The 24,208-nt window shown below is 71.5% G+C and carries 24 protein-coding genes; 13 read left to right on the top strand and 11 right to left on the bottom strand.

Annotated features, from left to right (window positions below; translation table 11 throughout):
• Window positions 1-14: 14 nt before the first annotated feature.
• Window positions 15-335: a DUF2530 domain-containing protein gene (locus tag I5Q34_RS17470; RefSeq protein ID WP_199893219.1), complete on the bottom strand. Its 321-nt coding sequence runs from the start codon at window positions 333-335 to the stop codon at window positions 15-17.
• Between the two features lie 227 nt (window positions 336-562).
• Here I5Q34_RS17470 and I5Q34_RS17465 point away from each other — a divergent pair, with 227 nt between their 5' ends.
• From I5Q34_RS17465 to I5Q34_RS17445, 5 genes are all read left to right on the top strand, one after another.
• On the top strand, window positions 563-2,035 hold the full coding sequence (locus tag I5Q34_RS17465) for an NCS2 family permease (protein ID WP_199893218.1): 1,473 nt from the start codon (window positions 563-565) through the stop codon (window positions 2,033-2,035).
• 171 nt (window positions 2,036-2,206) lie between these two features.
• On the top strand, window positions 2,207-2,476 hold the full coding sequence (locus tag I5Q34_RS17460; RefSeq protein WP_199893217.1) for a hypothetical protein: 270 nt from the start codon (window positions 2,207-2,209) through the stop codon (window positions 2,474-2,476).
• Complete coding sequence (locus tag I5Q34_RS17455) at window positions 2,473-2,931, top strand: type II toxin-antitoxin system VapC family toxin (RefSeq protein ID WP_199893216.1); 459 nt, start codon at window positions 2,473-2,475, stop codon at window positions 2,929-2,931. Before I5Q34_RS17460 ends, I5Q34_RS17455 begins: the two co-directional genes overlap by 4 nt.
• Before the next feature lie 183 nt (window positions 2,932-3,114).
• Window positions 3,115-3,588 (top strand): MarR family winged helix-turn-helix transcriptional regulator, encoded by a 474-nt coding sequence (locus I5Q34_RS17450; protein ID WP_374193031.1) that lies wholly within the window; start codon window positions 3,115-3,117, stop codon window positions 3,586-3,588.
• Between the two features lie 31 nt (window positions 3,589-3,619).
• Window positions 3,620-4,987, top strand: a complete 1,368-nt coding sequence (locus tag I5Q34_RS17445) for an MFS transporter (RefSeq protein ID WP_199893215.1) — start codon at window positions 3,620-3,622, stop codon at window positions 4,985-4,987.
• A gap of 35 nt (window positions 4,988-5,022) precedes the next feature.
• Here the strand turns inward: I5Q34_RS17445 and I5Q34_RS17440 are convergent, their stop codons facing one another.
• A complete protein-coding gene (locus I5Q34_RS17440) occupies window positions 5,023-5,364 on the bottom strand; it encodes a hypothetical protein (RefSeq protein WP_199893214.1) in 342 nt (113 codons plus the stop codon).
• 429 nt (window positions 5,365-5,793) lie between these two features.
• Here I5Q34_RS17440 and thpR point away from each other — a divergent pair, with 429 nt between their 5' ends.
• The gene (gene thpR / locus I5Q34_RS17435) at window positions 5,794-6,357 is read left to right on the top strand and encodes an RNA 2',3'-cyclic phosphodiesterase (RefSeq protein WP_199893213.1); all 564 of its coding nucleotides are present in this window, start codon (window positions 5,794-5,796) and stop codon (window positions 6,355-6,357) included.
• Between the two features lie 161 nt (window positions 6,358-6,518).
• Here thpR and I5Q34_RS17430 read toward each other — a convergent pair whose 3' ends face one another.
• The 3 genes from I5Q34_RS17430 to I5Q34_RS17425 all read right to left on the bottom strand — a co-directional run bounded on the left by I5Q34_RS17430 (window position 6,519) and on the right by I5Q34_RS17425 (window position 8,235).
• The gene (locus tag I5Q34_RS17430) at window positions 6,519-7,496 is read right to left on the bottom strand and encodes an aldo/keto reductase (protein WP_199893212.1); all 978 of its coding nucleotides are present in this window, start codon (window positions 7,494-7,496) and stop codon (window positions 6,519-6,521) included.
• A gap of 170 nt (window positions 7,497-7,666) precedes the next feature.
• Window positions 7,667-7,888 carry a DUF6255 family natural product biosynthesis protein gene (locus I5Q34_RS36080; protein WP_374193030.1) on the bottom strand — a complete coding sequence of 74 codons (222 nt, stop codon included), beginning with the start codon at window positions 7,886-7,888 and terminating at the stop codon, window positions 7,667-7,669.
• Window positions 7,885-8,235 (bottom strand): hypothetical protein, encoded by a 351-nt coding sequence (locus tag I5Q34_RS17425; RefSeq protein WP_199893211.1) that lies wholly within the window; start codon window positions 8,233-8,235, stop codon window positions 7,885-7,887. Before I5Q34_RS17425 ends, I5Q34_RS36080 begins: the two co-directional genes overlap by 4 nt.
• 119 nt (window positions 8,236-8,354) lie before the next feature.
• Between I5Q34_RS17425 and I5Q34_RS17420 the strand changes: the two genes are divergently transcribed.
• From I5Q34_RS17420 to I5Q34_RS17410, 3 genes are all read left to right on the top strand, one after another.
• On the top strand, window positions 8,355-9,512 hold the full coding sequence (locus I5Q34_RS17420; protein WP_234429056.1) for a helix-turn-helix transcriptional regulator: 1,158 nt from the start codon (window positions 8,355-8,357) through the stop codon (window positions 9,510-9,512).
• Window positions 9,513-9,837: 325 nt separating this feature from the next.
• Complete coding sequence (locus tag I5Q34_RS17415) at window positions 9,838-10,728, top strand: hypothetical protein (protein WP_234429055.1); 891 nt, start codon at window positions 9,838-9,840, stop codon at window positions 10,726-10,728.
• A 59-nt stretch (window positions 10,729-10,787) separates the two neighbouring features.
• The gene (locus I5Q34_RS17410) at window positions 10,788-11,360 is read left to right on the top strand and encodes a Uma2 family endonuclease (RefSeq protein WP_199893209.1); all 573 of its coding nucleotides are present in this window, start codon (window positions 10,788-10,790) and stop codon (window positions 11,358-11,360) included.
• 81 nt (window positions 11,361-11,441) lie between these two features.
• Here the strand turns inward: I5Q34_RS17410 and I5Q34_RS17405 are convergent, their stop codons facing one another.
• Window positions 11,442-12,230, bottom strand: a complete 789-nt coding sequence (locus I5Q34_RS17405) for a putative protein N(5)-glutamine methyltransferase (protein ID WP_199893208.1) — start codon at window positions 12,228-12,230, stop codon at window positions 11,442-11,444.
• Window positions 12,231-12,376: 146 nt separating this feature from the next.
• On the bottom strand, window positions 12,377-12,820 hold the full coding sequence (locus I5Q34_RS17400) for a MarR family transcriptional regulator (RefSeq protein ID WP_307811689.1): 444 nt from the start codon (window positions 12,818-12,820) through the stop codon (window positions 12,377-12,379).
• An 81-nt stretch (window positions 12,821-12,901) separates the two neighbouring features.
• On the opposite strand from I5Q34_RS17400, the gene I5Q34_RS17395 reads away from it, so the two are divergent.
• From I5Q34_RS17395 to I5Q34_RS17385, 3 genes are all read left to right on the top strand, one after another.
• The gene (locus I5Q34_RS17395; RefSeq protein WP_199893207.1) at window positions 12,902-13,231 is read left to right on the top strand and encodes a multidrug efflux SMR transporter; all 330 of its coding nucleotides are present in this window, start codon (window positions 12,902-12,904) and stop codon (window positions 13,229-13,231) included.
• Between the two features lie 21 nt (window positions 13,232-13,252).
• A complete protein-coding gene (locus tag I5Q34_RS17390) occupies window positions 13,253-13,573 on the top strand; it encodes a multidrug efflux SMR transporter (RefSeq protein ID WP_199893206.1) in 321 nt (106 codons plus the stop codon).
• A 114-nt stretch (window positions 13,574-13,687) separates the two neighbouring features.
• A complete protein-coding gene (locus I5Q34_RS17385; protein ID WP_199893205.1) occupies window positions 13,688-15,121 on the top strand; it encodes an amino acid permease in 1,434 nt (477 codons plus the stop codon).
• 46 nt (window positions 15,122-15,167) lie between these two features.
• Here the strand turns inward: I5Q34_RS17385 and I5Q34_RS17380 are convergent, their stop codons facing one another.
• From I5Q34_RS17380 to serC, 4 genes are all read right to left on the bottom strand, one after another.
• Window positions 15,168-17,270, bottom strand: coding sequence for a hypothetical protein (locus tag I5Q34_RS17380; RefSeq protein WP_199893204.1), 2,103 nt, complete (start codon window positions 17,268-17,270; stop codon window positions 15,168-15,170).
• Between the two features lie 687 nt (window positions 17,271-17,957).
• Complete coding sequence (locus I5Q34_RS17375; protein WP_199893203.1) at window positions 17,958-18,476, bottom strand: DinB family protein; 519 nt, start codon at window positions 18,474-18,476, stop codon at window positions 17,958-17,960.
• Complete coding sequence (locus tag I5Q34_RS17370; protein WP_199893202.1) at window positions 18,460-19,839, bottom strand: erythromycin esterase family protein; 1,380 nt, start codon at window positions 19,837-19,839, stop codon at window positions 18,460-18,462. Before I5Q34_RS17370 ends, I5Q34_RS17375 begins: the two co-directional genes overlap by 17 nt.
• A gap of 122 nt (window positions 19,840-19,961) precedes the next feature.
• The gene (gene serC, locus I5Q34_RS17365) at window positions 19,962-21,080 is read right to left on the bottom strand and encodes a phosphoserine transaminase (RefSeq protein ID WP_199893201.1); all 1,119 of its coding nucleotides are present in this window, start codon (window positions 21,078-21,080) and stop codon (window positions 19,962-19,964) included.
• An 81-nt stretch (window positions 21,081-21,161) separates the two neighbouring features.
• Here serC and I5Q34_RS17360 point away from each other — a divergent pair, with 81 nt between their 5' ends.
• Window positions 21,162-23,975 carry an FAD-binding and (Fe-S)-binding domain-containing protein gene (locus tag I5Q34_RS17360; protein WP_234429054.1) on the top strand — a complete coding sequence of 938 codons (2,814 nt, stop codon included), beginning with the start codon at window positions 21,162-21,164 and terminating at the stop codon, window positions 23,973-23,975.
• Window positions 23,976-24,208: the final 233 nt, after the last annotated feature.

Here is a 24,208-nt window from a genome sequence, read left to right as displayed (position 1 = left end):
GACGGTACGGGCGATCAGCCCGCTTCACCTTCCGAAGGGGATTCCGAGGGGACGCTTCCGGCCTGTTCCCGCTGCCGCCCGTCGGCGCGGGCCGCCTCGTGGCGCTTGATCGCGGCGTCCCGCCCGCGGACGTACCAGATGCCGATCAGGCCGAGGCCGCCGCCGGCCAGGCAGGTCCACAGCCACCACAGGTGGCCGCCGTCGGAGAGCCGGCCGTAGAAGGGCAGCTGGATCAGGAAGAGGACGAACCACACGATCGTGCCGCCGGTGATGGTGGCGACCACATTGCCTTCGAGAGGCTCCGGCGCCTCGTGTCGGGGGGTCCACTTCGTCATGGCCGCCAGCCTAGTCCGTCCGACGGGGGCGATCGTGGCCGGACCCTGTTCCCATAAGGGTCTACGCGCGGAGATAGCAATTCTTGGCTTGTTTATTCATACTGAATCGAACCAGTTCCGACAGGGTTTGCTCGTTCGATCCTCCAAAGAAGATCGTAAACGACGAGTCCGTGAACGAGTTCGTCAACGAGTTCATCAACGACTTCGCCAACGACTGAGGTCCCCGTATGCCCTCCTCGGCCACCGCACCGGTCGAAGCCCAGCAGCCGTCCCCGCCCCCGACGCCGTCCGGCAACCTGCTCGACCGCTACTTCCGCATCTCCGAGCGGGGCTCGTCCGTCGCCCGTGAGATGCGCGGCGGACTGGCCACCTTCTTTGCGATGGCGTACATCATCGTGCTGAACCCGATCATCCTCGGGGCAGGGCTCGACAAGTACGGCCACAAGCTGGACAACGCCCAACTGGTCACCGCCACCGCGCTGATGGCCGGTCTCACCACCGTCCTCATGGGCGCCATCGGCAACGTCCCCATCGCCTGCGCCGCCGGTCTCGGCATCAACGCCGTCGTCTCGCTCCAGCTCGCCCCCAAGATGAGCTGGCCCGACGCCATGGGCATGGTCGTCCTGGCCGGTCTGGTGCTGATGCTCCTGGTCGCCTCCGGCCTGCGGCAGCGCGTCATGGACGCGATCCCGAACGGGCTGCGGCGCGCCATCGCGATCGGCATCGGCATGTTCATCTCGCTGATCGGCCTGGTGGACTCCGGCTTCGTCACCCGCAACCCGGACGCGGCGCACACCAGCGTCCCCATGGGCCTGGGCACGGGCGGGCAGCTGCACGGCTGGCCGGTCCTGGTCTTCGCGGCGGGGCTGATCCTGACCTTCGTCCTGATCGTCCGCCGCGCCCCGGGCGCGATCCTCATCGGCATCGTCGTGATGACCTTCGCGGCGATCGTCATCAACGAGCTGGCCGTCATTCCCGACACCGACTGGGGCCTGAGCGTGCCCCGCATCCCGGACAGCATCGTCGGCGCCCCCGACTTCGGACTGGTCGGTGACATCAGCCTGTTCGGCGGCTTCAGTGAGGTCGGCCTGCTCACCGGCTGCCTCTTCGTCTTCACCGTCCTGCTCTCCGGCTTCTTCGACGCGATGGGCACGATCATCGGCGTCGGCGAGGAGGCCGGGCTGACCGACGAGAACGGCCGGCTGCCCAACATGGGCAAGATCCTGATGATGGACGGCGTCGCCGTCGCCGCCGGTGGCGTCGGCTCCGCCTCCGCCAACACCGCCTTCGTCGAGTCGACGGCCGGTGTCGGCGAGGGCGCCCGCACGGGCCTCGCCAACCTGATGACCGGCGGCCTCTTCCTGCTCGCGCTGGTCCTCACCCCGCTCGCGACGGTCGTCCCCTCACAGGCGGCGACCCCGGCCCTCCTCGTCGTCGGTTTCCTGATCATGGCGTCCAACGTCAAGGAGATCGATTGGAGCGACTTCACGATCGCGATCCCCGCGTTCCTGACGATCATCTCGATGCCGTTCACCTACTCGATCACCAACGGCATCGGCATCGGCGTCCTCGCCTTCATCCTGCTGCGCATCGCCGACCGCCGCTTCCGCGAGATCCCGTGGCTGCTGAACGTGGTCGGGGCGTGCTTCCTCGTGTACTTCATGCTCGACCCGATCGAGCGGGCGCTCGGGGTCAAGTAGCGGGGTCAAGCAGCGCTGCGACGCGCCGCTTTGACGGATGCCTCTGGTCCCACTGGAACAGTGGGACCAGAGGCATCCGTCAATTCCTGCTTTCTCTGCGAGCACTTGAGGCTCAAAGGTTCGAAAACCTTCTGGTTGCGTGCCATGTTCAACTTTGGAAGCATGCGCCGCGTGACCGCACAGCCCCCGCCCGACGCCGTACCGCCCGAACCTCAGGCCATCACCGCCAACGTCCTGCTCACCGGCGACACCGCGGCAGCGATCCGCCAGCTCGCCGCGGTCGAGGGCCGCACCCCCGAATCGCTCGCGCTCCAGTACGCGGCGGGGGCGCTCACGATCCCCGCCGAGCCGATCGACGCGAGCGACTGGGGTTTCTTCGACGGGCCGTCCGACCTCGCCGCCCGGGCCGACGAGTATCTGCGAGGAGGCCGCGGTCGTTGACCGGCCAGACCAGGCTCGCCGCCGTGGCGGACGCCTCCGTGCTCCTGGGTGTCTTCAACCGTAAGGACGACCGGCACGACGATGCCGTGGCCGCCTTGGGCGCGGCGCGCATCCTCATCGTCTCGCCGCTGGTCCTCGACGAACTGGACCACCTGCTGATCCACCGGGTGGGCGAGGACGCCGCGCTGCACGCCGTGGCCACGATCGGGGCCCTCGCGTCCCAGAGCCGGATCCGTCTCCCGGTCATCGATCGTTCCCTCCTCGGTGAAGCGCATGACCTGCTCCGCCGGTATCGAGGGCATGCGCTCGGGCTCACCGACGCCGTCAACGCATGCTTGGCCTGGCGTCTCGACAGCCCCTGCATCCTGTCCTTCGACGGGCACTACTCCCACACCATCGCCCCGCGTACAGCCGTGGAGCGGGGCCTGGAGGTCATTCCCGACCCGTACGGCTGACCGCCGACCGGCGCGTCCCGTGCGCGCGGGCCGCCCTTCGCCGCCGTGCAGGGGTACGGAGCGCCGCATCGTGATGCGGACCGGGCCGAGCTCCGCCCGTTTCGTCGTCCGCCGCCCCCTTGCCTCCGCGCGCCCCTCTGTGCGCACTTTCATTAGGTGAAGTAATGAGTTAGGCTAAGCAACATGTCGGACCTGTCCCGTACCTCTCCCGAAGAGGTCCCCGATACCGAAGAGACGGCCGTGGACCAGGAAGCGGTCAACGCGCTGCGCTCGGGCGTCATGCGCCTCTCCAGGCGGCTCAAGCACCAGCGGGTGGACGAGTCGCTCAGCCCGGCCGAGATGTCCGTGCTGGGCACGCTCGCCCGCTGCGGCTCGGCCACGCCGGGCGAGCTGGCGCGCAAGGAGCACGTCCAGCCGCCGTCGATGACCCGGATCGTGGCACTGCTGGAGAGCAAGGGGCTGGTCAGGCTGGAGCCGCACCCCGAGGACCGCCGCCAGAAGGTCGTCACACAGACCGAACAGGCCGAGGCGATGCTCGAGGAGAGCCGGCGCAGGAGGAACGCCTGGCTGGCGGAGCTGGCCGGGCGACTGGACGACGACGAGTGGGCGACGCTCCGCGCCGCCGCACCCGTCCTGGAGAAACTCGCACAGCTGTAAGCCGGGCGAAGGGCAAAGGAGGCGAACCCGCTTGAGTACGGGACCCGGAGCAGACTCCGCACCCGCACCGAAACCCCACGAAGACATACGCACGACCCCCCTGCCGCACAAGGGGGGCATGTTCAGCTCGCTCAGGATCCGCAACTACCGGCTCTTCGCGATCGGCCAGGTGGTGTCCAACACCGGCACCTGGATGCAGCGAATAGCCCAGGACTGGCTGGTTCTCGGCCTCACGGGCTCCTCCGCGGCGGTGGGCATCACCACCGCCCTGCAGTTCCTCCCGATCCTGCTCTTCGGGCTCTACGGCGGCGTCATCGCCGACCGTTGCCCCAAGCGGCTGCTGATCCTCGGCACCCAGGTGGCGAGCGGCCTCACCGGCCTCGCGCTCGCCGCGCTCACCCTCTCCGGGCACGTCCAGGTCTGGCACGTCTACCTCATCGCCTTCGTCCTCGGCCTCGTCACCGTCGTCGACAACCCCGCCCGGCAGGCATTCGTCCACGAGATGGTCGGCCCGGCCGACCTGCGCAACGCCGTCAGCCTCAACTCGGCCAACTTCCAGTCCGCGCGGCTCATCGGCCCGGCCGTCGCCGGCGTGCTGATCACCGCCGTCGGCAGCGGCGCCGCGTTCCTCTTCAACGGGCTGTCCTACCTGGCGCCCATCACCGGCCTGCTGCTGATGCGCACCGGCGAGCTGCACAAGGCCGAGACCGCCCCGCGCGGCAAGGGCCAGCTGCGGGAAGGGCTGCGGCACGTCCGCGAACGGCCCGACCTCATCTGGCCGATCGCCCTCATCGGCTGCGTCGGCACCCTGGGCTTCAACTTCCCCATCTGGCTCACGGCGTTCGCCGACGACGTGTACCACGCGGGGGCCGGCACCTACGGGCTCTTCAACACCCTGATGGCGGCCGGCTCGCTGGCCGGCGCCCTGCTCGCCGCCCGGCGCGGCGGCTCGCGCCGCCGGGTGCTGATCGGCTCCGCGGCCGCCTTCGGCCTGCTGGAGATCGCCGCCGCGCTCTCGCCGACGTTCTGGCTGTTCGCCCTGCTGCTCGTGCCGATCGGCGTCTTCGGGCTGACGACCAACGTCATCGCCAACTCCACCGTGCAGATGGCGGTCGACCCCGCCATGCGCGGCCGCGTACTCAGCCTCTACATGATGGTCTTCGTCGGCGGCACCCCGCTCGGCGCGCCCGTGGTCGGCTGGGTCACCGACACCTACGGCCCCCGCGTGGGCTTCGCCGCCGGCGGCGTGGCGTCCCTGCTGTCCGCCGTGGCCATCGGCTTCGCACTGGCCCGGGCGGTCGGGGTCCGGCTGCGGGTGGACCTGCGGCGCGGGCGCCGGCACCTGGAGTTCGTCCCGCGCGAGAAGCGGCCGGACGCCGCCGTGGCGACGGCGGCCTGACGGCACGGCTGAACGGCCGCACGGCGTGCGGCCGTTCAGCGCCCTTCCGGGGCCGGCCGGCCGTTGATCCTGAACCCGGACGGCAGCGGGCCGGGGCCCGGCACGGCCCGGGAGATGTTGACGGTGAACTCCTGGCTGCCGCCGTCCGGGGGGACGGTGCTGCGCTCGAACACGAAGTACCCGGTGATGACGTCGCCCTCGCGGATGAAGACCAGCCCGTGCCTGTTCTCCACGTACTGGTCCGGCCGGACGCGGAAGGAGATCTCGGGATTGACGAGAGCCGTGGTCCCGGGATTCCGGATCGTGATCTTCGCGGTGCCGTACCACGTGCCCGGCTTGATCCACTCCGGTGCCGCGTACGGCTCGTGCTCGGCCATTCCCGCTCCTCGCCTTCCGTTGCCGGATGTCGCTGAGAACGAGGAAAAGCTAGGCAGGGCCGCGAGGCGGGTCAATCGCGGAATCCGGTCAGTGGGCGGACCGGCCGTGACCGGGCGCACGGAAACGGGCCGCGAGTAAGGGAGTTCCCCTGTTGTCGGTGTGTCCCCGGGCGCACGGGCGGCGCAACCGCCGTCCCCCGAGCCGCGCCCTCCCGTTCGTTCACGCCCGCGCACGGGCCGAGACAGCACCCCCGGCGCAGCGCCGTCTCGGCCACGGCGCACGCCCGGCTCACGCCACCCGCCGTTCCGGCAGCTGCCCCGGCCGGTCGCCGGCCGTGAACCGGCGGACGGGCGCATCGCGACGACCGCGGGGAGGCCCTCCGCCCCGCCCTTCCCGATGTTGATCTCCATTCGCGCGACACTGGCCCCGTGCGCCTCTTCGTCGCTGTGATCCCGCCCTCGTCCGCCCTCGCCGAACTCGCCGACGCCGCAGCCCAATTGCGCGGTTTCCCGGACGCCGGGCGGCTGCGCTGGGCCGCCCCCGACACCTGGCACTTCACGCTCGCCTTCCTCGGCGAGGTGGACGAGGGGCTGCTCCCGGAGCTGACCGAGCGGCTGGGGCGGGCCGCGCACCGGCACCCCGCCCACGAGGTGCGGCTCGCGCGCGGCGGCCGGTTCGGCGACCGGGTGCTGTGGGCCGGGGCCGAGGGCGACGTCGGCACCCTCGGCGGCCTGGCCGCCTCCGCCGCCGCGGGCGCGCGGCGGACGGGGATCGGCGTGGACGAGAGCCGCCCCTTCCACGCGCACCTCACGCTCGCCCGCGCCACCGGGCGGCTCTCCCTGCGGCCGTACGCAGAGGCGCTGGCGGACTTCCGGGGCACCCCGTTCCGCGTCGGGCGGCTCGAACTCGTCCGCAGCCGGCTGCCCGGATCGGGCACACCGGGCGAGCGGCCCCGGTACGAGACCGTGGAGAGCTGGCCCCTGCGGACCTAGGTCTCCGGGCAACACGGCCGCCCGGTTACCCTTCGGGGGTGGACCCGAAGACCAGGAACCGGATCATGACCGGCGCGCTCGCCCTGATTCTCGTCGTCGTCGCCGTGGTGTCGGCGGTGCGATAGACCTTTGCCTTTGTGCCCGCTGCCTTTGTGCCCGGTTCACCAGGCGAACGCCTCCGGCGCGGGCCCCGGCCCCGGGAAGATCTCCTCCAGCGAGGCCAGCAGCCCCTCCGGCAGCTCCAGGTCCACCGCCCGCAGCGCGGACTCCAGCTGTCCGGCCGTGCGCGGCCCGATGATCGGGCCCGTGATCCCCGGCTGCGCGAGCAGCCAGGCGAGGGCCACCTCGCCGGGGGCCAGGCCGTATTTGTCCACCACGTCCTCGTACGCCTGGACCTTGTCCCGCAGCGCCGAGTTCGCCAGCGCGTCCGCCGACCGGCCGGTCTCCTGCGCCCGGCGGATCACCCCGCCCAGCAGCCCGCCGCCCAGCGGCCCCCAGGGGATGACCCCCAGCCCGTACGCCCGTGCCGCGGGGATGACCTCCATCTCGGCCCGCCGCTCGGCCAGGTTGTACAGGCACTGCTCGCTCACCAGCCCGTACGTGCCGAGCCGGCGGGCCGTCTCGTTGGCCTGCGCGATGTGCCAGCCGGCGTGGTTGGACGAGCCCACGTAGAGGATCTTGCCCTGCTGGACGAGGACGTCCATGGCCTGCCAGATCTCCTCCCACGGGGTGCTCCGGTCCACGTGGTGGAACTGGTAGACGTCGATGTGGTTGGTCTGCAGGCGCCGCAGGCTTTCGTCCACGGAGCGGCGGATGTTGAGCGCGGACAGCCGCGAGCGGTTGGGCCACTCGGCCTCCGCGCCGGGCGCCATCGCCCCGAACACCTTGGTGGCCAGGACGACCTTGTCGCGCCGCCCGCCGCCCTTGGCGAACCAGCTGCCGATGATCTTCTCGGTCCGGCCGCGGTCGGTGGCCTCGCCGTAGACGTTGGCGGTGTCGAAGAGGTTGACGCCCGCGTCGAGCGCGGCGTCCATGATCGCGTGACTGTCGTTCTCGTCCGTCCGCGGCCCGAAGTTCATCGTCCCGAGAACGATCCGGCCGACGCTGAGTCCCGTGCGCCCGAGCTGCGTGTACTCCATGCCGCCAGCCAACTCCTCGCGGCGGGCCGGAGGCAAGGGTGACTCTTTCGAGGGCGGGGCGGGGGCGGGGTTGCCCCGCCCGGGAGCCGGGGGGACTCCCGGGGGGCGGGGACGATTCCTCGCCGGCCTCGTACGGGGGATGACGAAGCCGGCGAGAACTCGTGTATCCATCATCGATCGCTCCGGCGCGCGGCGTATCGGTCTTCGGTGGGGGAGCCGTCTCGGCCCATAGGTCTAAGGCCGACGGCGGAGGGTGACGTCGTCCCCGTCGCGGGCGGCAGTTCGCGGGGGCGGAGGGCGCCGTAGTCGGTGAAGCGGCGGGTTCCGCAGGTGGTGCAGCGCTCCTGGCCGCCGGCCGATTCCCATCGGCAGCGGGGGCCGGGGTGTGTCATGGACGGCCCTCGCGCAGGCAGTGCTCCATGACCCAGTGGGTCAGGGCGTCGGCGGTGGCGCGGCGGGACGCGTACGAGTCGTCGCCAGTGGCGGCCGCCTGCCGGGCGGCTTCGAGTTCGGCGCACCTGGTGCAACCGGTTTGGTACGGGCGGAGCCCGGCGGTGTTGCGCTCCTCGCGGGTGGCGAGGCGGAGGGCGGTGGGCGGAACCTCCCACTCCAGTCCGCCGCCGGGGCGGCGTACCTGGACGCGGTCGTCGTCCTCGGTGGTGCCGATCACTTGGACGAGGCGGTTCTCGCGTACGTCGACGACGAAGGTGCCGGTTCTGTACGTCACGGGCGACGTCACGGGCGTGCTCCTGGCGTGAAGGGATTCGGGGCGGTCATCGTCCCGAACCCGCGTGCACTGCGGGAGTTGACCAGCGTTGACTATCGTGTCGGTGTAGTGGTCAACGCCCGGAGTGTGTGATGACGGACTTCGCTGCCCTCGCTCGGGACGCCCTCTCGGCTTGTGGGCTGAGCATGCGGGCGGCGGCCCGTGCGCTGAACTACGATCCGGCCTATCTGTCCCGGGTGCTCGGCGGAAAGCAGCCTCCCTCGCGGCAGTTGGCGGAGGGCCTGGACAGGATCACGGACAGTGGCGGCAGGTTGGCGGCGCAGGTCGTCGGTTACGGTGCGACATCCGTTGCGCGTGACCATGCGGACCCGATTGCCGTCGAACTCGCGCATATGCGTTCCTCTGTCGCCCACTTCCTCGACCACGACAACCTCTACGGAGGGGACACGGTGGCGGCCGCCGCCGTACAGGTTTGGCGTGCGGGACAGCGGCGGCTCGACCGCGGCTCCCTTCCGGAGGGCGTCACACGTGAATATCTCGCCGCGGTCGCCGAGGTCGCGCAGGTCGCGGGCTGGCTCCTGTTCGACGCGGACCAGCAGGACGCTTCCCGTGCGGCGTTCCTGGAATCACACATGCTGGCCCGTCATGCCGGGGACCGGTCCAAGCAGTGGTTCGCCCTGGACATGCTCGCCATGCAGAACGTCGAACGCCATCGGACCGGGGAGACGCTGCGCATCGCGGACGAACTGCTCTCCCAGGCCAAGTTGCCGCCCCGGGTGGCTCTCCTGGCCCGGGTGCGGAGGGCGCGCGCACTGGCCCTTGCCGGGTGCCGTCGGCAGGCGCTCGACGACCTGGACGCGGTGAGCGTCGGCCTCGGGGATTCGCTCAACCCCCGTGACCCGTCCTGGACCTGGTGGGTGAACGAGCAGGAAGCTGCCGGGCAAAGGGGAGACGCCCTGCTCGCCCTGGGAGATTCGCAGGCGGCCGTGCCGTCGCTGCAACGGGCGTGCGAACTGGCCGGGGCATTCCGTCCGGACGGCAGGGGAGTGTTCTACTACCGGGTGTCTCTACTGTCCGCGTACGCGCGGACCCGCGCCTGGATGGAGTACGAATCGACCTTGCTGTCGGTGCTTCCGCTGCTGGAGACGATCGGATCGGGGCGCAATCGACGCCGATTCCGTTCGCTGATGCACGAGATCGCCCGGGATACGGAAACCCCGGCGTGGGTCGTGGACTTGATGCGCTCGGCGGAGCCGGAGACAGTGCAGCCGGGCGGCAGGGCCTGCTGAGCCCGGCGGTGGTGTCCGTGGGTGCGGCCCTTTCACTGTTCCGGGCCGCACCGGCGAGACGAACCGTGACTTGAGTTCCGGGATCCGGGGGCCGGGGTCCGAGCGCTCTTTCCAAGGAATGGTGGGTAGTTGAACCCACCCACCCACCCACCCTCCGTGTGCGCGCTCAAGCGCGAGTATACCACGGGTAGTTCACGGCGTGTGGCCGGTTTGCGGCATGCTGTCGCCAGGCCCTAGCGTGCGCAGCAACAAAGCGACCCCGGCCGGTGCTAGCAACACCGGACCCGGGGTCTCACCGACGAGATCGAAGAGTAGGTCGATCCCGATGGCTGACGCCTACCCTAGCGCCCCCACGCCCCTCATGGCCCGTTCCGGCTTCGGCAAGCGCTCCGCGCCCGGCCAAGCGCCGCGCCGCAAGGACGACTTCGCGCACCTGCCGCCCCGTGAGGCGTCGGTCGCTGCCTTCATCGACCGGCTTCCTGAAGGTGCGGCGATCGACGGCAAGTCGCTGGCCGCCCAGCTGCCCGCGTACGGGCAGGCCGCCTGCCTGACCGCGCTGCGGAGGCTCTCCGAAGCCGGTCACCTGCGGCGCTTCACCGAACACCTCAAGAGTGAAGACGGAAGCTCGCGTTGGGTGACGCGGACGTTCTTCTCGCGGACACCGCGCGACGACGCCTGGTGGGAGGCCGTACGCACCGGCGACGTCCCGCAGGACGCACCTCCAGCCCGGGTCCCGGAGCCGTCCCGCTCCGCTCCCGAGCGGCCCCGCTCGCGGGCGTACCGCCTGCTCGCCGCCCTCGGCCGGGCCGATCACCGGTTGACACTGTCCGCAGCCGACTGCGCGGCCCTCGCTCCGTTCGCCCAGCCGTGGTTCGAACGCGGGGTCGGCGACGACGAGTTCATCCGGACGCTGGCCGGCGGGCTGCCGCCCGAGGTCCTCCACGCGGCCGGATTCGTCCGCCGCAGGCTCATCGACAAACTGCCGCCCGAGGCGATGGAGGTCACCACTCCCGAGCGGCCGCACCTGCTCCTGGAGTGCGTCGTCTGCCGCGACCCCGGCACCACCGAAGCCCTCCCCGGCGGCATCTGCCGCACCTGCCGAGGCGAGACCCCGCCCCGGCCCGACCCCTGCCGCACCCTCGCCGACGACGTCCACGCCCGCGTCGACGAACTCCGCTCCCTCAACCGCCGATACGAAAGGAAGGCACGCACATGACCGCCGTACACGACGCCCCGCCCGGTATCGGGGCACCATTGAGGGAAGGAGGCGATCACATGACCCCGACCCCCGCCGAGCGTCTCGTCGAAAAGTTCGAGGAACTGGCCCACTCGGCGCCCGAAACCGTGCGCCTGGAGCTCATCAACGGAAGGATCGAGGTCAAGCCGGTGCCGGACGGGAAGCACGGTGCGATCGTCATGTGGCTGCTCAGGCAGTGCATGCAGCAGCGTCCGGACCTGGATCTCCACCGCGACCAGGGGCTGAGGGTCGAGAAATACCGGAGGGGGCGCGCCATCCCCGACGGCATCCTCGCGCCCGTCGATCACTTCGTCGACGAGCGGGGGGAATGGGCCGACCCCAAGGGCATCCTGATGGTGGTCGAGGTCACTTCCAACGACGCCGACACCGATCGGCGCGACCGCGTGGAGAAACCCGTCGGGTACGCGGCCGCGGGGATTCCCGTCTACCTGCTCATCGACCGGGACGACCGGTCGGTCACCGTCCACTACGGCCCCGAGGCCGACGGGTACCGGCATCGCGTCAACGAGTCTTACGGCACCCCGATCGAGGTCCCGGAACCGGTCGGAATCACCCTGGACACCGAACAGTTGAAGAAGTACGCCGACTGATCGAACCACCTGCCCCGGACGGCTCCCCCGTCCGGGGCAGGCCCTCCGGCAGCACCGGAAAGCCCTCAGCACCGGAAGCCCTCAGCGGCGGCCCGGCCGTGTGCCGATCACCACGTGCGCGCCCCGCTCCTCGTCCCGTACCAGACGCGGGATCAGGCCCGCCCCGGCGAACACCGCCATCGACCGCACCGCCTGACGTTCGCTCGTCTCCACCAGCAGGCGGCCGCCGGGGGCGAGCCAGGACCGCGCCCCCGCCGCCACCCGCCGCTGGACGTCCAGCCCGTCCGCCCCGCCGTCGAGCGTCACGAGCGGTTCGTGGTCCCGGGCCTCCGGGGGGAGCAGGGGGATTTCGGACGTGGGGACGTACGGGGTGTTGGCGACGAGGACGTCGATCCGGCCCCGGAGGGCGGACGGGAGGGCGGCGTAGAGGTCGCCCTCGTACACCCGGCCCGCGCCTCCGAGATTGCGCCGGGCGCACCGCACCGCCGCCGGTTCGATGTCGGCGGCGTGCAGGTCGAGACCGGGGACGGCGGCGGCCAGCGTCGTGGCGACGGCGCCGGAGCCGCAGCAGAGGTCGACGACGACGGAGCCCGGGCGGGCGAGCCGCGCGGCGCGCTCGGCCAGGAACTCCGTCCGGCGGCGGGGGACGAAGACGCCCGGCGAGACGGCGATGCGCAGTCCGAGGAACCCGGCCCAGCCGAGGACGAGTTCGAGGGGTTCCCCGGCGCAGCGCCGCCGGGTCATGGTGTCGAGTTCGTCCGGCGTGCGGGCGGTCGAGAGGAGCAGTTCCGCCTCGTCCTCGGCGAAGACGCAGCCGGCGGCGCGCAGCCTGGTGACGAGGGAGGTTGTTGTTGCGAGTGAGACCGACATGAGGGCCTTTCAGAAAGTCCGAAGGGCGCTCTCGGTGGTCACTTGCGACGAAGTGACCTGTGGGTGTGAGGCGAGAGCACCCAGCCTGCCGCAGCGGTAATGGGACTCACCTCCTAGGTCGTTCACTGTCCCGGAACAGCGTTACCCTACCCGAGACTTCCGCCCAGCGCCTCGCGGAGGGCCGCCACCGCCGCTCCCGCCGGTGCGGCCTCCTCCAGCGCCGCGCCGAGGGTGGACTCGTACGTGGCCGTGGCCTCCGCGTGGCGGGCGCGGCCCTCGTCCTTGAGGACGGTGTAGACGCCGCGCTTGTCGTCCTCGCACACGTCGCGGTAGGTGAAGCCGGCGGCGTTGAGGCGGGCGGCGAGGCGGGTCACCGAGCTCTGGTTGAGGCCCAGCCGGTCGGCCAGTTCCTGCATGCGGAGTTCGTTGCGGGGGGCGTCGGCGAGGAAGCCCAGGGCGCGGTATTCGGAGAGGCCGAGGCCGTGGTGGCGCTGGAGCGCGGCGCTCAGGCGGTGCTCGACGTGGGCGTGGAGGGCGAGGAAGCGGTGCCACATGTGGGCGTCCGCGGAGGGAGTCGGCTGCGTTGACACACGTTATTTGTACATGCATGCTTCTCGGGTCGCAAAGAACATGCACATACATGCAACTACTTGTTCGGGGGGTCGGTCGTCATGGCCTGGATCTATCTGCTCGTCGCCGCCGTCTTCGAGGTCGTCTTCGCCCTCGCCACCAACGCGACCAACGGCTTCACGGAGTTGTGGCCGTCGTTGCTCACCGCCGGCGCCGCGGCCGGCGGGATCTTCTTCCTGAGCCTCGCGCTCAGGACGCTGGACGTCGGTGTCGGCTACACGGTCTGGACCGGCATCGGCTCGGTCGGGACCGTCGTCCTGGGGTCCGTGATCTTCCACGAGTCGATGAACGCGGGGAAGGCCGTCGCGTTCGTCCTGATCATCGGCGGGGTGCTGGGCCTCAAGCTGTCCGACCGCTCCGCCACCGCCTGAGACCTGAAAGGGGCACACATCATGGCCTGGGCCTACCTCGCCGTCGCCGTCGTCTTCGAGATCGCCTTCGCGCTCGGCACCAACGCCACCAAGGGCTTCACCAAGCTCTGGCCGTCCGTCTTCACCCTGCTCGCCGCCGCCGGGGGGATCTTCACCCTCGGCCGGGCGCTCACCACCCTCGACGTGGGCGTCGGGTACACGATCTGGACGGGCCTCGGCTCCGTCGGCACCGTCGTCCTCGGCGCCGTGATCTACCGGGAGAAGATCACCCCGCCCAAGCTGCTCTCCTTCGCCGCGATCATCGCCGGGGTCGTCACGCTCAAGCTCGCCGCCGGGGCGTGAGGGAGGGGACCCGGCGTGTGACGGCGTGTGACGAAGATCCGAAAGCACTTGTGGGTGGCCGAAAGCGGTACCTAGGGTCGCGAGATTGAGATCTTCGAGGAAGGGTTCTGTCGTATGCGGCCACCGACTGTGCGGGGGACGGGGACGAAGCCGGGCGACGCCCCGGCCACGGAGACCGGGGGAGAGGGCTCTCCCGAGGGGTACAAACGGGGGCTCGGCACCCGGCAGATCCAGATGATCGCCATCGGCGGCACGATCGGCACGGGTCTCTTCCTGGGCGCGGGCACCGCGATATCCCAGGCCGGGCCCAGCCTGATCATCTGGTACGCGGTGGCCGGACTCGTCCTCCTCCTCGTCATGCGCGCGCTGGGCGAACTCCTCACCCACCGGCCCGTTTCGGGGAGTTTCGCGGAGTACGCCCGGGAATTCCTGGGGCCGTTCTGGGGGTACGCCACCGCCTGGACGTACTGGATCATGTGGGTCACCACGGGCATGGCCGAGATCACCGCGGCCGGGCAGTACATGAAGTACTGGTTCCCCGGCGTCGCCCAGTGGCAGACCGCGCTCGTCTCGCTGGTCGTCCTGCTCGCCGTCAACATGATCTCGGTGAAGGCGTTCGGCGAGCTGGAGTTCTGGTTCGCGCTGATCAAGGTCGTCGCGATCGTCGGCATGATCCTGGTCGGCGTGGGCGTGCTGGTGATCGGCTTCGGCGACGTCGGGGACACGGCGTCCGTGACCCACCTGTGGAAGGACGGCGGCATCGCGCCGAACGGCGCCCACGACTCGCTGATGACGCTGCAGATCGTGCTCTTCGCCTATCTGGGCGTCGAGTTGGTCGGCGTGACGGCGGGCGAGGCGGAGGATCCGCAGCGGAACATCCCGCGGGCGATCAACAGCCTTCCGCTGCGGTTCGGGCTCTTCTACATCGGCACGCTGATCGTGATCCTGTCCGTGGTGAGCTGGACCGAATTCGCCCCCGGGGTCAGCCCGTTCGTGGCCGCCTTCGCGAAGATCGGCATTCCGGCGGCGGCGGGCATCGTCAACTTCATCGTGCTGACGTCGGCCCTGTCGTCCTGCAATGCCGGGGGCCTCTACTCGACGGCCCGCATGCTGCGGACGGCGTCCGTCAACGGCCACGCGCCCAAGGGGCTGGGGAGGCTGACGGCGCGCGGCGTGCCGGCGCCGGCGCTCGTGGTCTCGGCGCTGACCATGGGGCTGGGCGTGCTGCTCAACGCCCTCGATCCGGACCACGCGTTCGCGTACATCACGTCGGTGTCGACGGGCGGTGCGATTCTGGTGTGGAGCGTGATCCTGGTGACGCACATGCGGTACCGGAAGGCGGTGGCGGCGGGGGCCGCGGAGGCGTCCCCGTACCGGATGCCGGGAGCCCCGTACACGAATGTGCTGGCGCTGGGGTTCTTCGCGTTCGTGACGGTGCTGATCGCGTGGAGTGCGGATACGCGGGTGGCGTTGTACGTGATGGGGGTGTGGGTCGTGCTGCTGGTGCTGGGGTGGGTGGTGCTGCGGGGGAGGAAGCGCGCGGCGTGAATCCGCCGGGCCCGGGGCGGGCCTGATCCGGCCCGCCCCGGTGTCGTCAGTTCCGCCGGCTCCGGCTGTCCCGTGCCAGCTCGTCGAAGAGCCTGTCCCGGTCGCGCTCGGGGTCACGGAACGCTTCCCTCGCGGGGAAGTTCTCCCGCTGCAGATCCCGGACGTCCTTCTCCGACAGGGCGGTGCGGCCCTCGCGGGACAGGGCCCGGCGCACCTCGGCGAGCTTGTCCTCCGTCATCTGCTTCCAGCGCGCCTGGCGGCTGGTGAGCTCCCGCTGATCCCAGGTGGGGGAGCCGGCCGCGCGGTACTCGTCCATGCTGATCTTGTCGATCAGCTTGTCCAGGTACGGCTTGGCGCTCTTCTCGACGAAGTGGTCGGTGAAGACGTCGAAGGCGGCCTTGCCGTCCTTGCCGTCCTTGCCGTCCTTGCCGGGCTTGAGCGTCGCGGCGAAGGCGCCCGTGGCGACCTTGGCGATCTGCTCCTCGTACACCTTGGTCCGGGCGTCCTGCTGCTCCCACACCTTCGCGTTGATCTTCTTCTTCAGCGCGGTCTCGTGCTTCTCGATGCGCTGCTTCTCCTCGGCGGAGGCGGCGCGGGCCTTGGACCGGCCGGCGATCTGCGCGACGGCCGTCTTCTTGGCGTCGGCCCACTTCTTCAGCGTCTTCACGTCCGAGGTGAGGACGCGGTTGAACTTCTCGTTGAGCTGTGGGAACAGCTTCTGCAGGGCCTGGCCCACGAGGTGGTCGCGCCACTGCCCGTCGCGGTGCTCGACCAGGTCCTCGGCGGCGCTGTCCCACTGCTTCCGGTCGTGGTCCAGCTGCTCCTGCCGCTTGAACCACCCGGCTATCTCGTCGTACACGATCTGCGCCAACTGCTCGGCGAACAGGACCGGTTCGAGGAGCGGTACGAGCTCCGGCTGGGCGACCATGGCGACCTGGAGGCCCTCGGCGACCGAGTCGAAGGCGAGGTTCGCGTAGTCCCCGGCCTTGACGTCCTCGGCGATGGCGTAGCCGGTCGCGGCGATGCCCACGTACGGGAGGGCCTTCGCGCCCAGTTCGGCGGCGCGGCCGGCCTGGCGGGCGACCTTCGCGAGCAGGGTCGTGTCCGTGCTGAGCCCGTGCACGGCCCGGAGGTCGCGGCCGAGGGCCTCGGTGACGCGGGTGGAGAACGCCTCGAAGTCCTTCGCGCCGAGCTCGGCGGCCGCGGCGTCGTTCAGGACCCCGTTGGTCTCGCGCAGCGGCGACAGCAGGGACTTGGGGTTCTTCTCGAACTCGTCGAGGGTGGTGACGTATTCGACGTCGTCGCCGTGGGCCCGCAGGCGCTCCTGGTGCTTGCGGGCGACCTCGGCGTGGTCCCGCACCCCGATGTCGCACGCCTCGGCGGACCGCCGCACCCTGCCCGCGCCGCCGCCCGGCGCGCACAGCTCGGAGGCGCCGGCGATCTCGTAGGGGGCGGGGTTGGCGGACTTGGCATCGCCCGGCCGGTAGCCGCTGTTGGTCTGCAGCCGCTCCCAGTCCGGCTCCGGCAGGCCGTTGACCATCTTCACCGGGACGGCGTGCTGCACCAGCTCCGGGCGGATCGAACCGCGCGCCGCCCATTCGGCCTGGTAGCCGTAGTACTTCAGGGTCTGCTTCGCGGCGTTCGCGATCTCCGGCGACTTGCTCTTCGCCGCGCGCTCCAGGCTGGTCCGCACGTTGTGGAACGTGTGGTCGGGCTGGACGACGTAGATCCAGCCCTCGCCGCCGGTGGCCTTCAGGTCGAGCTTCAGCCGCCCCGCGTAGTTGGTGACGTACTCCGTGCCGGTGGAGGTGGAGACGAAGTTGGTGGTGCCCTTGAGGGGGCCGTTCGCCTGCATCGTGCTGCGGCCGTTGATGTGGTCGAGGAGGTTGTTGTTCGTGCCGGCGCCGGGCACCTTGAAGCCGTCGGCGAAGACCTGGGAGGGTGGGCGGCTGTCGACGCGGTATACGCAGGTGGGGGCTACGGTGTTGGCGGCGCAGGCGATGGGGGCGGTGGCGCGCTTCGGGGCGCCGTTGTTCTTCGCCGCGAACGCCTCGCCCGCGAGGGGGGACATCACGCCCAGGGCCGTGGCCATCACCACGGCGTGCCTCCGGGCGGCCCGGCCTGCGGTCTGTCTCTTGCGCGCCCTCATGGTGGGACTCCGTCTCTCGGTTCTCGGCTTGCTCACCGAGATCTTTGAGCGGTGGGGGTTGGGGGTGTAGGGGGCGAAGGTTGTGTCTGTGTCGTCCGGGGGGTGATTTGGTCGGTACGTGCGGGCCGAATCGGGCGAATGGGGTGCCCCTCCCCGCCCTTTCACCGTTTCTTCCGGGGCTGCGCCCCTCGGCCCGGCACCGCGCTTCCGCGCGGTGAGCGGGGGCTGCGCCCCGGCCCGCGCCCCGGCCGGGGCGAGCGGGGCTCCGCCCCTGCACCCCGCCGGGGGCTGCGCCCCCTGGACCCCTGCCGGGGCTGCGTCCTTGGACCTCTGCCGGGGCTGCGTCCTTGGACCTCTGCCGGGGCTGTGCCCTTGGACCTCTGCCGGGGCTCCGCCCTTGGACCCCGAAGCGCCCTTCGGGCGCTGTCCTCAAGCGCCGGACGGGCTGAATTGCGTACCCCGGGCTGGATTGCGCGCCCCGGGCCTTGAAAATCCCGCCTGGGCGCGCCAATTCAGCCCGTCCGGCGCTTGAGGACAACCGCGCGAAGCGCGGTTGCCGCCCCCCGGGGCGGAGCCCCCGCCCGCCCGCGTGCGGCAGCGTGTCGCGGACCCCGGGGGTCACAAAGGGGCGCAGCCCCTGCGGAAAACGGTGAATGGGCGAGGCGGGGGCACCCCCCTCCCGAGGGCTCACGCCCCCGTCGTCCCGTCCACGCACTCCCGGATCAGATCCGCGTGCCCGTTGTGCCGCGCGTACTCCTCGATCAGATGGATCAGGATCCAGCGCAGGGACACCTCCTCCGACCCCAGCGCCTTCCCCTCCTCCCCGGACAGACGCCCCACATCGTCCAGCGACGCGTCCGCCATCAACTCCCTCCCCGCCGCGATCTCCGCGCGCCACGCGGCCAGGGCCTCGTCCAGCCCCGGCCCGGGATCGAGGGCGAAGCCCGCCTCCGGGGCGACCACCGGCACGTCCCGCCGCGCGAACACCCGCTGGAACCAGTTCCGTTCGACCACGGCCATGTGCTGGACCAGGCCCAGCAGGGACATCGGCGAGGGCGGCACCGCGGCCCGCCGCAGCTGCTCGTCGTCGAGGCCGCGGCACTTCAGCTCCAGCGTCGCGCGGTGGAAGTCCAGCCAGCTCTCCAGCGCTTCGCGCTCGCCGGCCTGCGGGGGCGGGACGGGACGGCCGTCAGGGAGTGTCGTCATGCACGTCAGGTTCGCACAACTTGTCGGCCGCCCGTATGCGGTGGAGGTGGATGAGGGCGCCGTAGGAGTGGGTGAGCCGGATATCCGTGAGGGGGACGGGGTACTCGGTGCCGATGGTGCGGGTGGGGCGGCTGGTGTTCAGCCAGGCGCGGGCCGCCGGCGGGGCGTCGCGGAGGTCGAGGAAGTAGTCGTCGTGACGGACCCGGTCGAGGGTGTGCTCGTTCGTGCCCGGTCCGGCCGCACCCACCGTGAACCTCTTCCACGGGCCCTCACTCTTTTCCTGTGACAGGAAGGACCCCTGGGTGAAGGTGAACCCGACGGCCAGGTACTCCTCGCCGAGCATGTCGCGCAGGACGCCGCCCTGGGAGACGGGATGGGTCAGCGGGGTGTCCGGTACGTATGCCACATGGCCGTTGTGGGCCGACACCAGCATCCGGTGGCCGGTGTGCCGCTGCCACCACGCGACGTTCTCGGCCATCACCCGGTCGCGGAAGCGCATAGCGGCGGGGATCACGGCGGGGTCGGTGATGTCATGGCTCAGGAAGCCGGCGGTCTGGGCAATGGACCGGGCGTGCTGGACCGCCCAGCCGAGTTCGCCGCCGTACGTGCCGTGGTGCCGGCCGAGGAGATTCATCGCCTGCTGGGCGGCGGAGGCGAGCCGCTGCCGGTCGGCGAGCGGCTTGCGCAGGTAGGCGGCGCTGTCGTCGAGGGGACGCAGCCCGGTGTACAGCTCGGTGAATCGCGGCAGCAACTCCGGACGGTGGCGCTGTACGTAGCCCGTCACCCGCTCGAAGAGGTCGTCGCCCACCCGGGGGTAGCCGATGTCGTCCCCCATGAAGTGGACCTTGTGCCCGGGCCGGCGCCGGTTGTGGTCCCGCATCCACTGGACGAGGCGCACGAACTCCTCGCGTTCCCAGGGGGAGCCGGCCAGCGCTTCCCCGACCGCCTGACGGGCGGTTCCCGGTCCGCCCTGGACATATGTGTCGATGCGCAGCCCGGCCGGCCAGCTCATCTCCAGGGCGAAGGTGGTGAAGCCCTTCTCCTCGACGAGATGACGGAAGACTCTGTCCTTCATCGCGAAGAACTCGTGCGATCCGTGCGTGGCCTCGCCCAGCCCCACCACCTTGGCGTCGCCGATCAGCGACCCGAGGGGCCGCAGGTCGGCCGGGTCCGCTCCGGGCTCCGTCGTCCGCAGCGGGTGGGCCGCCCGCCGCAGCGCGGGTACCGGGTCGCGGCCGCTGTCCGCCGCCGGAATCACGGCGGCACCCGCCGCCGAGGGAGCGGGCAGGGTCCCCACCGCGCCCGCCGCCGCCGCTGCCAGCAGCAGCCGTCGTGGTATCCGCTCGTCCGTCATTCGGGTCATGCCGGTACACCTCTCAACTCGCTTCCTTCGAGCCGGAGATGATCGTCCCGTGCGACACGGTCGCGGGGCCCTGGGGCTGGCCCCCGGAGTTCTGCGGGGGCCGGCCCCAGGGCGCGCTGCTGCTACAGACGCCCGATGACGTAGTCCACGCACGCCGTCAGCGCCTCGACGTCCGCCGGGTCGATCGCCGGGAACATCGCGATCCGCAGCTGGTTGCGGCCCAGCTTGCGGTACGGCTCGGTGTCCACGATGCCGTTGGCGCGCAGCGCGGCGGCGACGGCGGCCGCGTCCACGCCCTCGTCGAAGTCGATCGTGCCGATGACCTGGGACCGCGCGGCCGGATCGGTGACGAACGGGGTGGCGTGCGCGGACGCCTCGGCCCAGCCGTAGAGCGCCCGGGCGGAGGCCGCCGTCCGGCCGGTCGCGAAGTCCAGGCCGCCCTGGCCGTTGAGCCACTCCAGCTGCTCGTTGAGCAAGAAGAGGGTGGAGAGGGCGGGGGTGTTGTACGTCTGGTTCTTGAGGGAGTTGTCGATCGCGGTCGGCAGGGAGAAGAACTCGGGGACGTGCCGGCCGGAGGCGTGGACGCGCGCGGCGCGCTCCAGGGCGGCGGGGGAGAAGACGCCGATCCACAGGCCGCCGTCGGACGCGAAGGACTTCTGCGGGGCGAAGTAGTAGACGTCCGTCTCGCGGATGTCCACGGGCAGCCCGCCCGCGCCGGACGTGGCGTCCACCAGAACGAGCGACCCCGCGTCCGCGCCCTCCACGCGCCGGATCGGCATGGCGACGCCGGTGGACGTCTCGTTGTGGGTGAGCGCGTAGACGTCCGTGCCGTGCTCGGCCTTGGCCTCCGGGTGGGTGCCCGGGTCCGAGGCGATGACGGTCGGCTCGTCCAGCCACGGCGCCAGGCTCGCGGCCTTGGCGAACTTCGACGAGAACTCGCCGAAGGACAGGTGCTGCGACTTGGCCTCGATCAGGCCGTGCGTGGCGATGTCCCAGAACGCGGTGGAGCCGCCGTTGCCGAGGATCACCTCGTAGCCCTCGGGCAGGGAGAACAGCGCCCGGATGCCGTCCCGCACCGAGCCGACCAGGTTCTTGACCGGGGCCTGGCGGTGGGACGTGCCGAGCAGGGAACTTCCGGTGGCGGCGAGGGCGGTCAACGCCTCCGTGCGCACCTTGGACGGACCGGCGCCGAAACGACCGTCGGCGGGCTTGATGTCGGCGGGAATCTGGATGTCAGCCACGGGGGAAGCCTAATCCGTCGGCGGGGCCGGTGGGACGTGATGTCCACCCGATGAGACGTGCGTTCGGGCAGGCTGGGACGCATGGTTGACCACCACGAGGGACTGCGCGGGGAACTGATCGCGGCCGTACGCGGGACGGTGGACTTCTCGCCCGCCGCCCGCGCGCTGACGACCATGGACGCGTCCAACTACCGCCGCGTACCGCTGGGCGTCGTCGCACCCCGCGACGCGGACGACGTCGCCGCCGCGCTCGCCGTCTGCCGGGGGCACGGCGTACCGGTCACGCCGCGCGGCGGCGGGACGTCGATCGCCGGGCAGGCGACCGGGGAGGGCGTCGTCCTCGACTTCACCCGGCACATGAACGCCCTGGTCGGGATCGATCCGGAGGCGCGGACGGCCGTCGTCCGGCCCGGTGCCGTCCTCGACGACCTGCGGCGCGCGGCCGCCGCGCACGGGCTGACCTTCGGGCCCGATCCCTCCACGCACGGCCGGTGCACGCTCGGCGGGATGATCGGCAACAACGCCTGCGGGGCGCACTCCGTCGCCTGGGGCACGACCGCCGACAACGTGCGCGGCCTGGAGGTCGTCACCTACGGCGGGGAGCGCGTACGGCTCGGCCGGGGGACGCACGGGCTCCCACCCAGGCTCGCGGACGGCCTGCGCGCGCTGGCCGACGGCCACTTGGCCCTCCTGCGCACCGGTTTCCCCGCCCTGCCCCGGCGCATCTCCGGTTACGCGCTGGACGCGCTGCTGCCCGAGCGGGGACGGGACGTCGCGCGGGCGTTCACGGGTGGTGAAGGAACACTCGGGGTGGTGACCGAGGCGACCCTGCGCCTGGTCGAGCTGCCACGCGCCCGGGTACTGGCGGTCCTCGGCTTCGCGGACGAGGGCGAGGCCGCCGACGCGGCCGCGGGCCTGCTCGCCCTCGGCCCGCTGACCGTCGAGGGCATGGCCGCCGACCTCGTCGGGGACGCCGCCGAGCGGCTTCCGGCCGGTGCGGCCTGGCTGTTCGTGGAGACCGGCGGAGCGACGGACGGCGAGGCCGCCGCACGGGCCGGGGAGGTGTGCCGGGCCCACGACGGGCCCTCCCGCGTCGTCACCGGCTCGCGGGAGCGGCGCGCCCTGTGGCGGCTGCGCGAGGACGCGGCCGGCACCGCCACCCGGCTGCCGGACGGCCGCGAGGCATGGCCGGGCTGGGAGGACTGCGCCGTCCCGCCGGAGCGCCTGGGCGCGTACCTGCGCGCGTTCCGCGAACTGCTGGCCGCGCACGGCCTCCGGGGCACCCCGTTCGGGCACTTCGGCGAGGGCTGCGTCCACGTCCGCCTCGACTTCGACCTGCTCAGCGCGGAGGGCGTGCGCCGCTACCGGGCGTTCTCGGGCGAGCTGGCCGACCTGGTCGTCGCGCACGGCGGGTCGTTGTCGGGGGAGCACGGGGACGGGCAGGCGCGCGCGGAGCTGCTGCCCCGGATGTACGGGCCGGAACTGGTCGCGCTCTTCGGCCGGTTCAAGGACCTGTGGGACCCGGACGGCGGGCTCAACCCGGGGATGCTCGTCCGCCCGTACCGGCTCGACGAGAACCTGCGGTTCGGCGTGCTGCCGCGCCGGCCGGTGGCGGTGGAGTTCGGGTACCCGGAGGACGGCGGGGACTTCCGGGCCGCCGTGCGGAGGTGCGTGGGCGTCGCCAAGTGCCGGGAGACGGACGCGGGTTCCGGGGTGATGTGCCCCTCGTACCGGGTGACGGGCGAGGAGCGGCACTCCACGCGCGGACGGGCACGGCTGTTGCACGAGATGCTCGCGGGGGAGGTGGTGACGGACGGCTGGCGGTCGGAGGAGGTGCGGGAGGCGCTCGACCTGTGCCTGTCGTGCAAGGGCTGCCGGAGCGACTGCCCGGTGGGGGTGGACATGGCCACGTACAAGGCGGAGTTCCTGCACCGGCATTACGCCGGGCGGCTGCGGCCGGTCACGCACTACGCGCTGGGCGGGTTGCCCACGTGGCTGCGCGGGATCGCCGCGCTGCGGGCGGAACCGCTGGTCAACGCGGCGGCGCGCAACGGGTGGTTGTCCGCGATCGGCAAGCGGGCGGCCGGGGTCGCGCCGGAACGGGGCGTGCCGGAGCTGGCGCGCGAGCCCTTCAGCCGCTGGCTCGGCGGATACTCCCGGGAGCGGCACGGGGACGGGACGCGGATCCACTCGTCCGGCCAGGTGGCCATGGTGTGGCCGGACACCTTCACCGAATACTTCGCGCCGTCCGTGGGGCGGGCGGCCGTACACGTCCTGGAGGCGGCGGGCCGCCGCGCGCTCCTGGCCGGTGAGGGTGTGTGCTGCGGCCTGACCTGGGTCTCCACGGGACGTCTCGACCGGGCGCGGGCGGTGATGCGCCGTACCCTCGACCGCGTCGCCCCCGTCCTCGGCCACCCCGTCGTCGTCCTCGAACCGAGCTGCGCGGCCACCCTCCGCACCGACCTCCCGGAACTGCTCCACGACGACCCGCGCGCCCGCGAACTGGCCGCGTCCGTCCGTACGTTCGCCCAGTACCTGGAGGAGTGCGCCCCGCACTGGCGGCCGCCCCGCGTCGACCTGCCGGTCGTCGGCCAGACGCACTGCCACCAGCACGCGGTGCTCGGCGACGCGGCCGAGCGCCGGCTGCGCGAGAGGGCCGGCCTGACGGGGGAGCTGAGCGACGGATGCTGCGGCCTCGCCGGCAACTTCGGTTTCGAGAAAGGGCATTACGGGGTTTCGGTGGCGTGCGCGGAGGAGCGGCTGCTGCCGGCGCTGCGCGAGGGGTCGGAGAAGCTCGTCCTGGCGGACGGGTTCTCGTGCCGGACGCAGATCGGGCAGTTGGCGGGGCGGCAGGCGCGGCACCTGGCGGAAGTGCTGGGGGAGGCGCTCGGGTGAATCCCGGCGTGTGGAGCGCGGGAGAAGCCGTGTGCCGAGTGGCTGCCCTCGCCCCGCACCGGTGAGCGGGGCGCCTCCGCGTCTGTCGAGGGGAGGGAGGGCGGCGAAGAGCACGCCGTATGAACGCCGTTCGGGCGCCGGAGCCGCCGTGTGGTGTGGCAGGAGGCGCATCCGGTACGGTGAAGCACGGAAGAACCCCCGCCCGGGAGCCGGTAACTCCTGAGCGAGGGCAT

Source organism: Streptomyces sp. AV19, assembly GCF_015999245.1.
In the GTDB taxonomy this organism is placed as follows: domain Bacteria; phylum Actinomycetota; class Actinomycetes; order Streptomycetales; family Streptomycetaceae; genus Streptomyces.
This window is presented reverse-complemented; position numbering and strand designations above follow the sequence as displayed.

Excerpts from the sequence above, each read along its gene's own strand:
- I5Q34_RS17470 (WP_199893219.1), bottom strand. The coding sequence starts at position 335 with ATGACGAAGTGGACCCCCCGACACGAGGCGCCGGAGCCTCTCGAAGGC.
- I5Q34_RS17465 (WP_199893218.1), top strand. The coding sequence starts at position 563 with ATGCCCTCCTCGGCCACCGCACCGGTCGAAGCCCAGCAGCCGTCCCCG.
- I5Q34_RS17450 (WP_374193031.1), top strand. The coding sequence starts at position 3,115 with ATGTCGGACCTGTCCCGTACCTCTCCCGAAGAGGTCCCCGATACCGAA.
- I5Q34_RS17440 (WP_199893214.1), bottom strand. The coding sequence starts at position 5,364 with ATGGCCGAGCACGAGCCGTACGCGGCACCGGAGTGGATCAAGCCGGGC.
- I5Q34_RS17430 (WP_199893212.1), bottom strand. The coding sequence starts at position 7,496 with ATGGAGTACACGCAGCTCGGGCGCACGGGACTCAGCGTCGGCCGGATC.
- I5Q34_RS36080 (WP_374193030.1), bottom strand. The coding sequence starts at position 7,888 with ATGACACACCCCGGCCCCCGCTGCCGATGGGAATCGGCCGGCGGCCAG.
- I5Q34_RS17420 (WP_234429056.1), top strand. The coding sequence starts at position 8,355 with ATGACGGACTTCGCTGCCCTCGCTCGGGACGCCCTCTCGGCTTGTGGG.
- I5Q34_RS17415 (WP_234429055.1), top strand. The coding sequence starts at position 9,838 with ATGGCTGACGCCTACCCTAGCGCCCCCACGCCCCTCATGGCCCGTTCC.
- I5Q34_RS17410 (WP_199893209.1), top strand. The coding sequence starts at position 10,788 with ATGACCCCGACCCCCGCCGAGCGTCTCGTCGAAAAGTTCGAGGAACTG.
- I5Q34_RS17405 (WP_199893208.1), bottom strand. The coding sequence starts at position 12,230 with ATGTCGGTCTCACTCGCAACAACAACCTCCCTCGTCACCAGGCTGCGC.
- I5Q34_RS17395 (WP_199893207.1), top strand. The coding sequence starts at position 12,902 with ATGGCCTGGATCTATCTGCTCGTCGCCGCCGTCTTCGAGGTCGTCTTC.
- I5Q34_RS17390 (WP_199893206.1), top strand. The coding sequence starts at position 13,253 with ATGGCCTGGGCCTACCTCGCCGTCGCCGTCGTCTTCGAGATCGCCTTC.
- I5Q34_RS17385 (WP_199893205.1), top strand. The coding sequence starts at position 13,688 with ATGCGGCCACCGACTGTGCGGGGGACGGGGACGAAGCCGGGCGACGCC.
- I5Q34_RS17380 (WP_199893204.1), bottom strand. The coding sequence starts at position 17,270 with ATGAGGGCGCGCAAGAGACAGACCGCAGGCCGGGCCGCCCGGAGGCAC.
- I5Q34_RS17375 (WP_199893203.1), bottom strand. The coding sequence starts at position 18,476 with ATGACGACACTCCCTGACGGCCGTCCCGTCCCGCCCCCGCAGGCCGGC.
- I5Q34_RS17370 (WP_199893202.1), bottom strand. The coding sequence starts at position 19,839 with ATGACCCGAATGACGGACGAGCGGATACCACGACGGCTGCTGCTGGCA.
- I5Q34_RS17360 (WP_234429054.1), top strand. The coding sequence starts at position 21,162 with ATGGTTGACCACCACGAGGGACTGCGCGGGGAACTGATCGCGGCCGTA.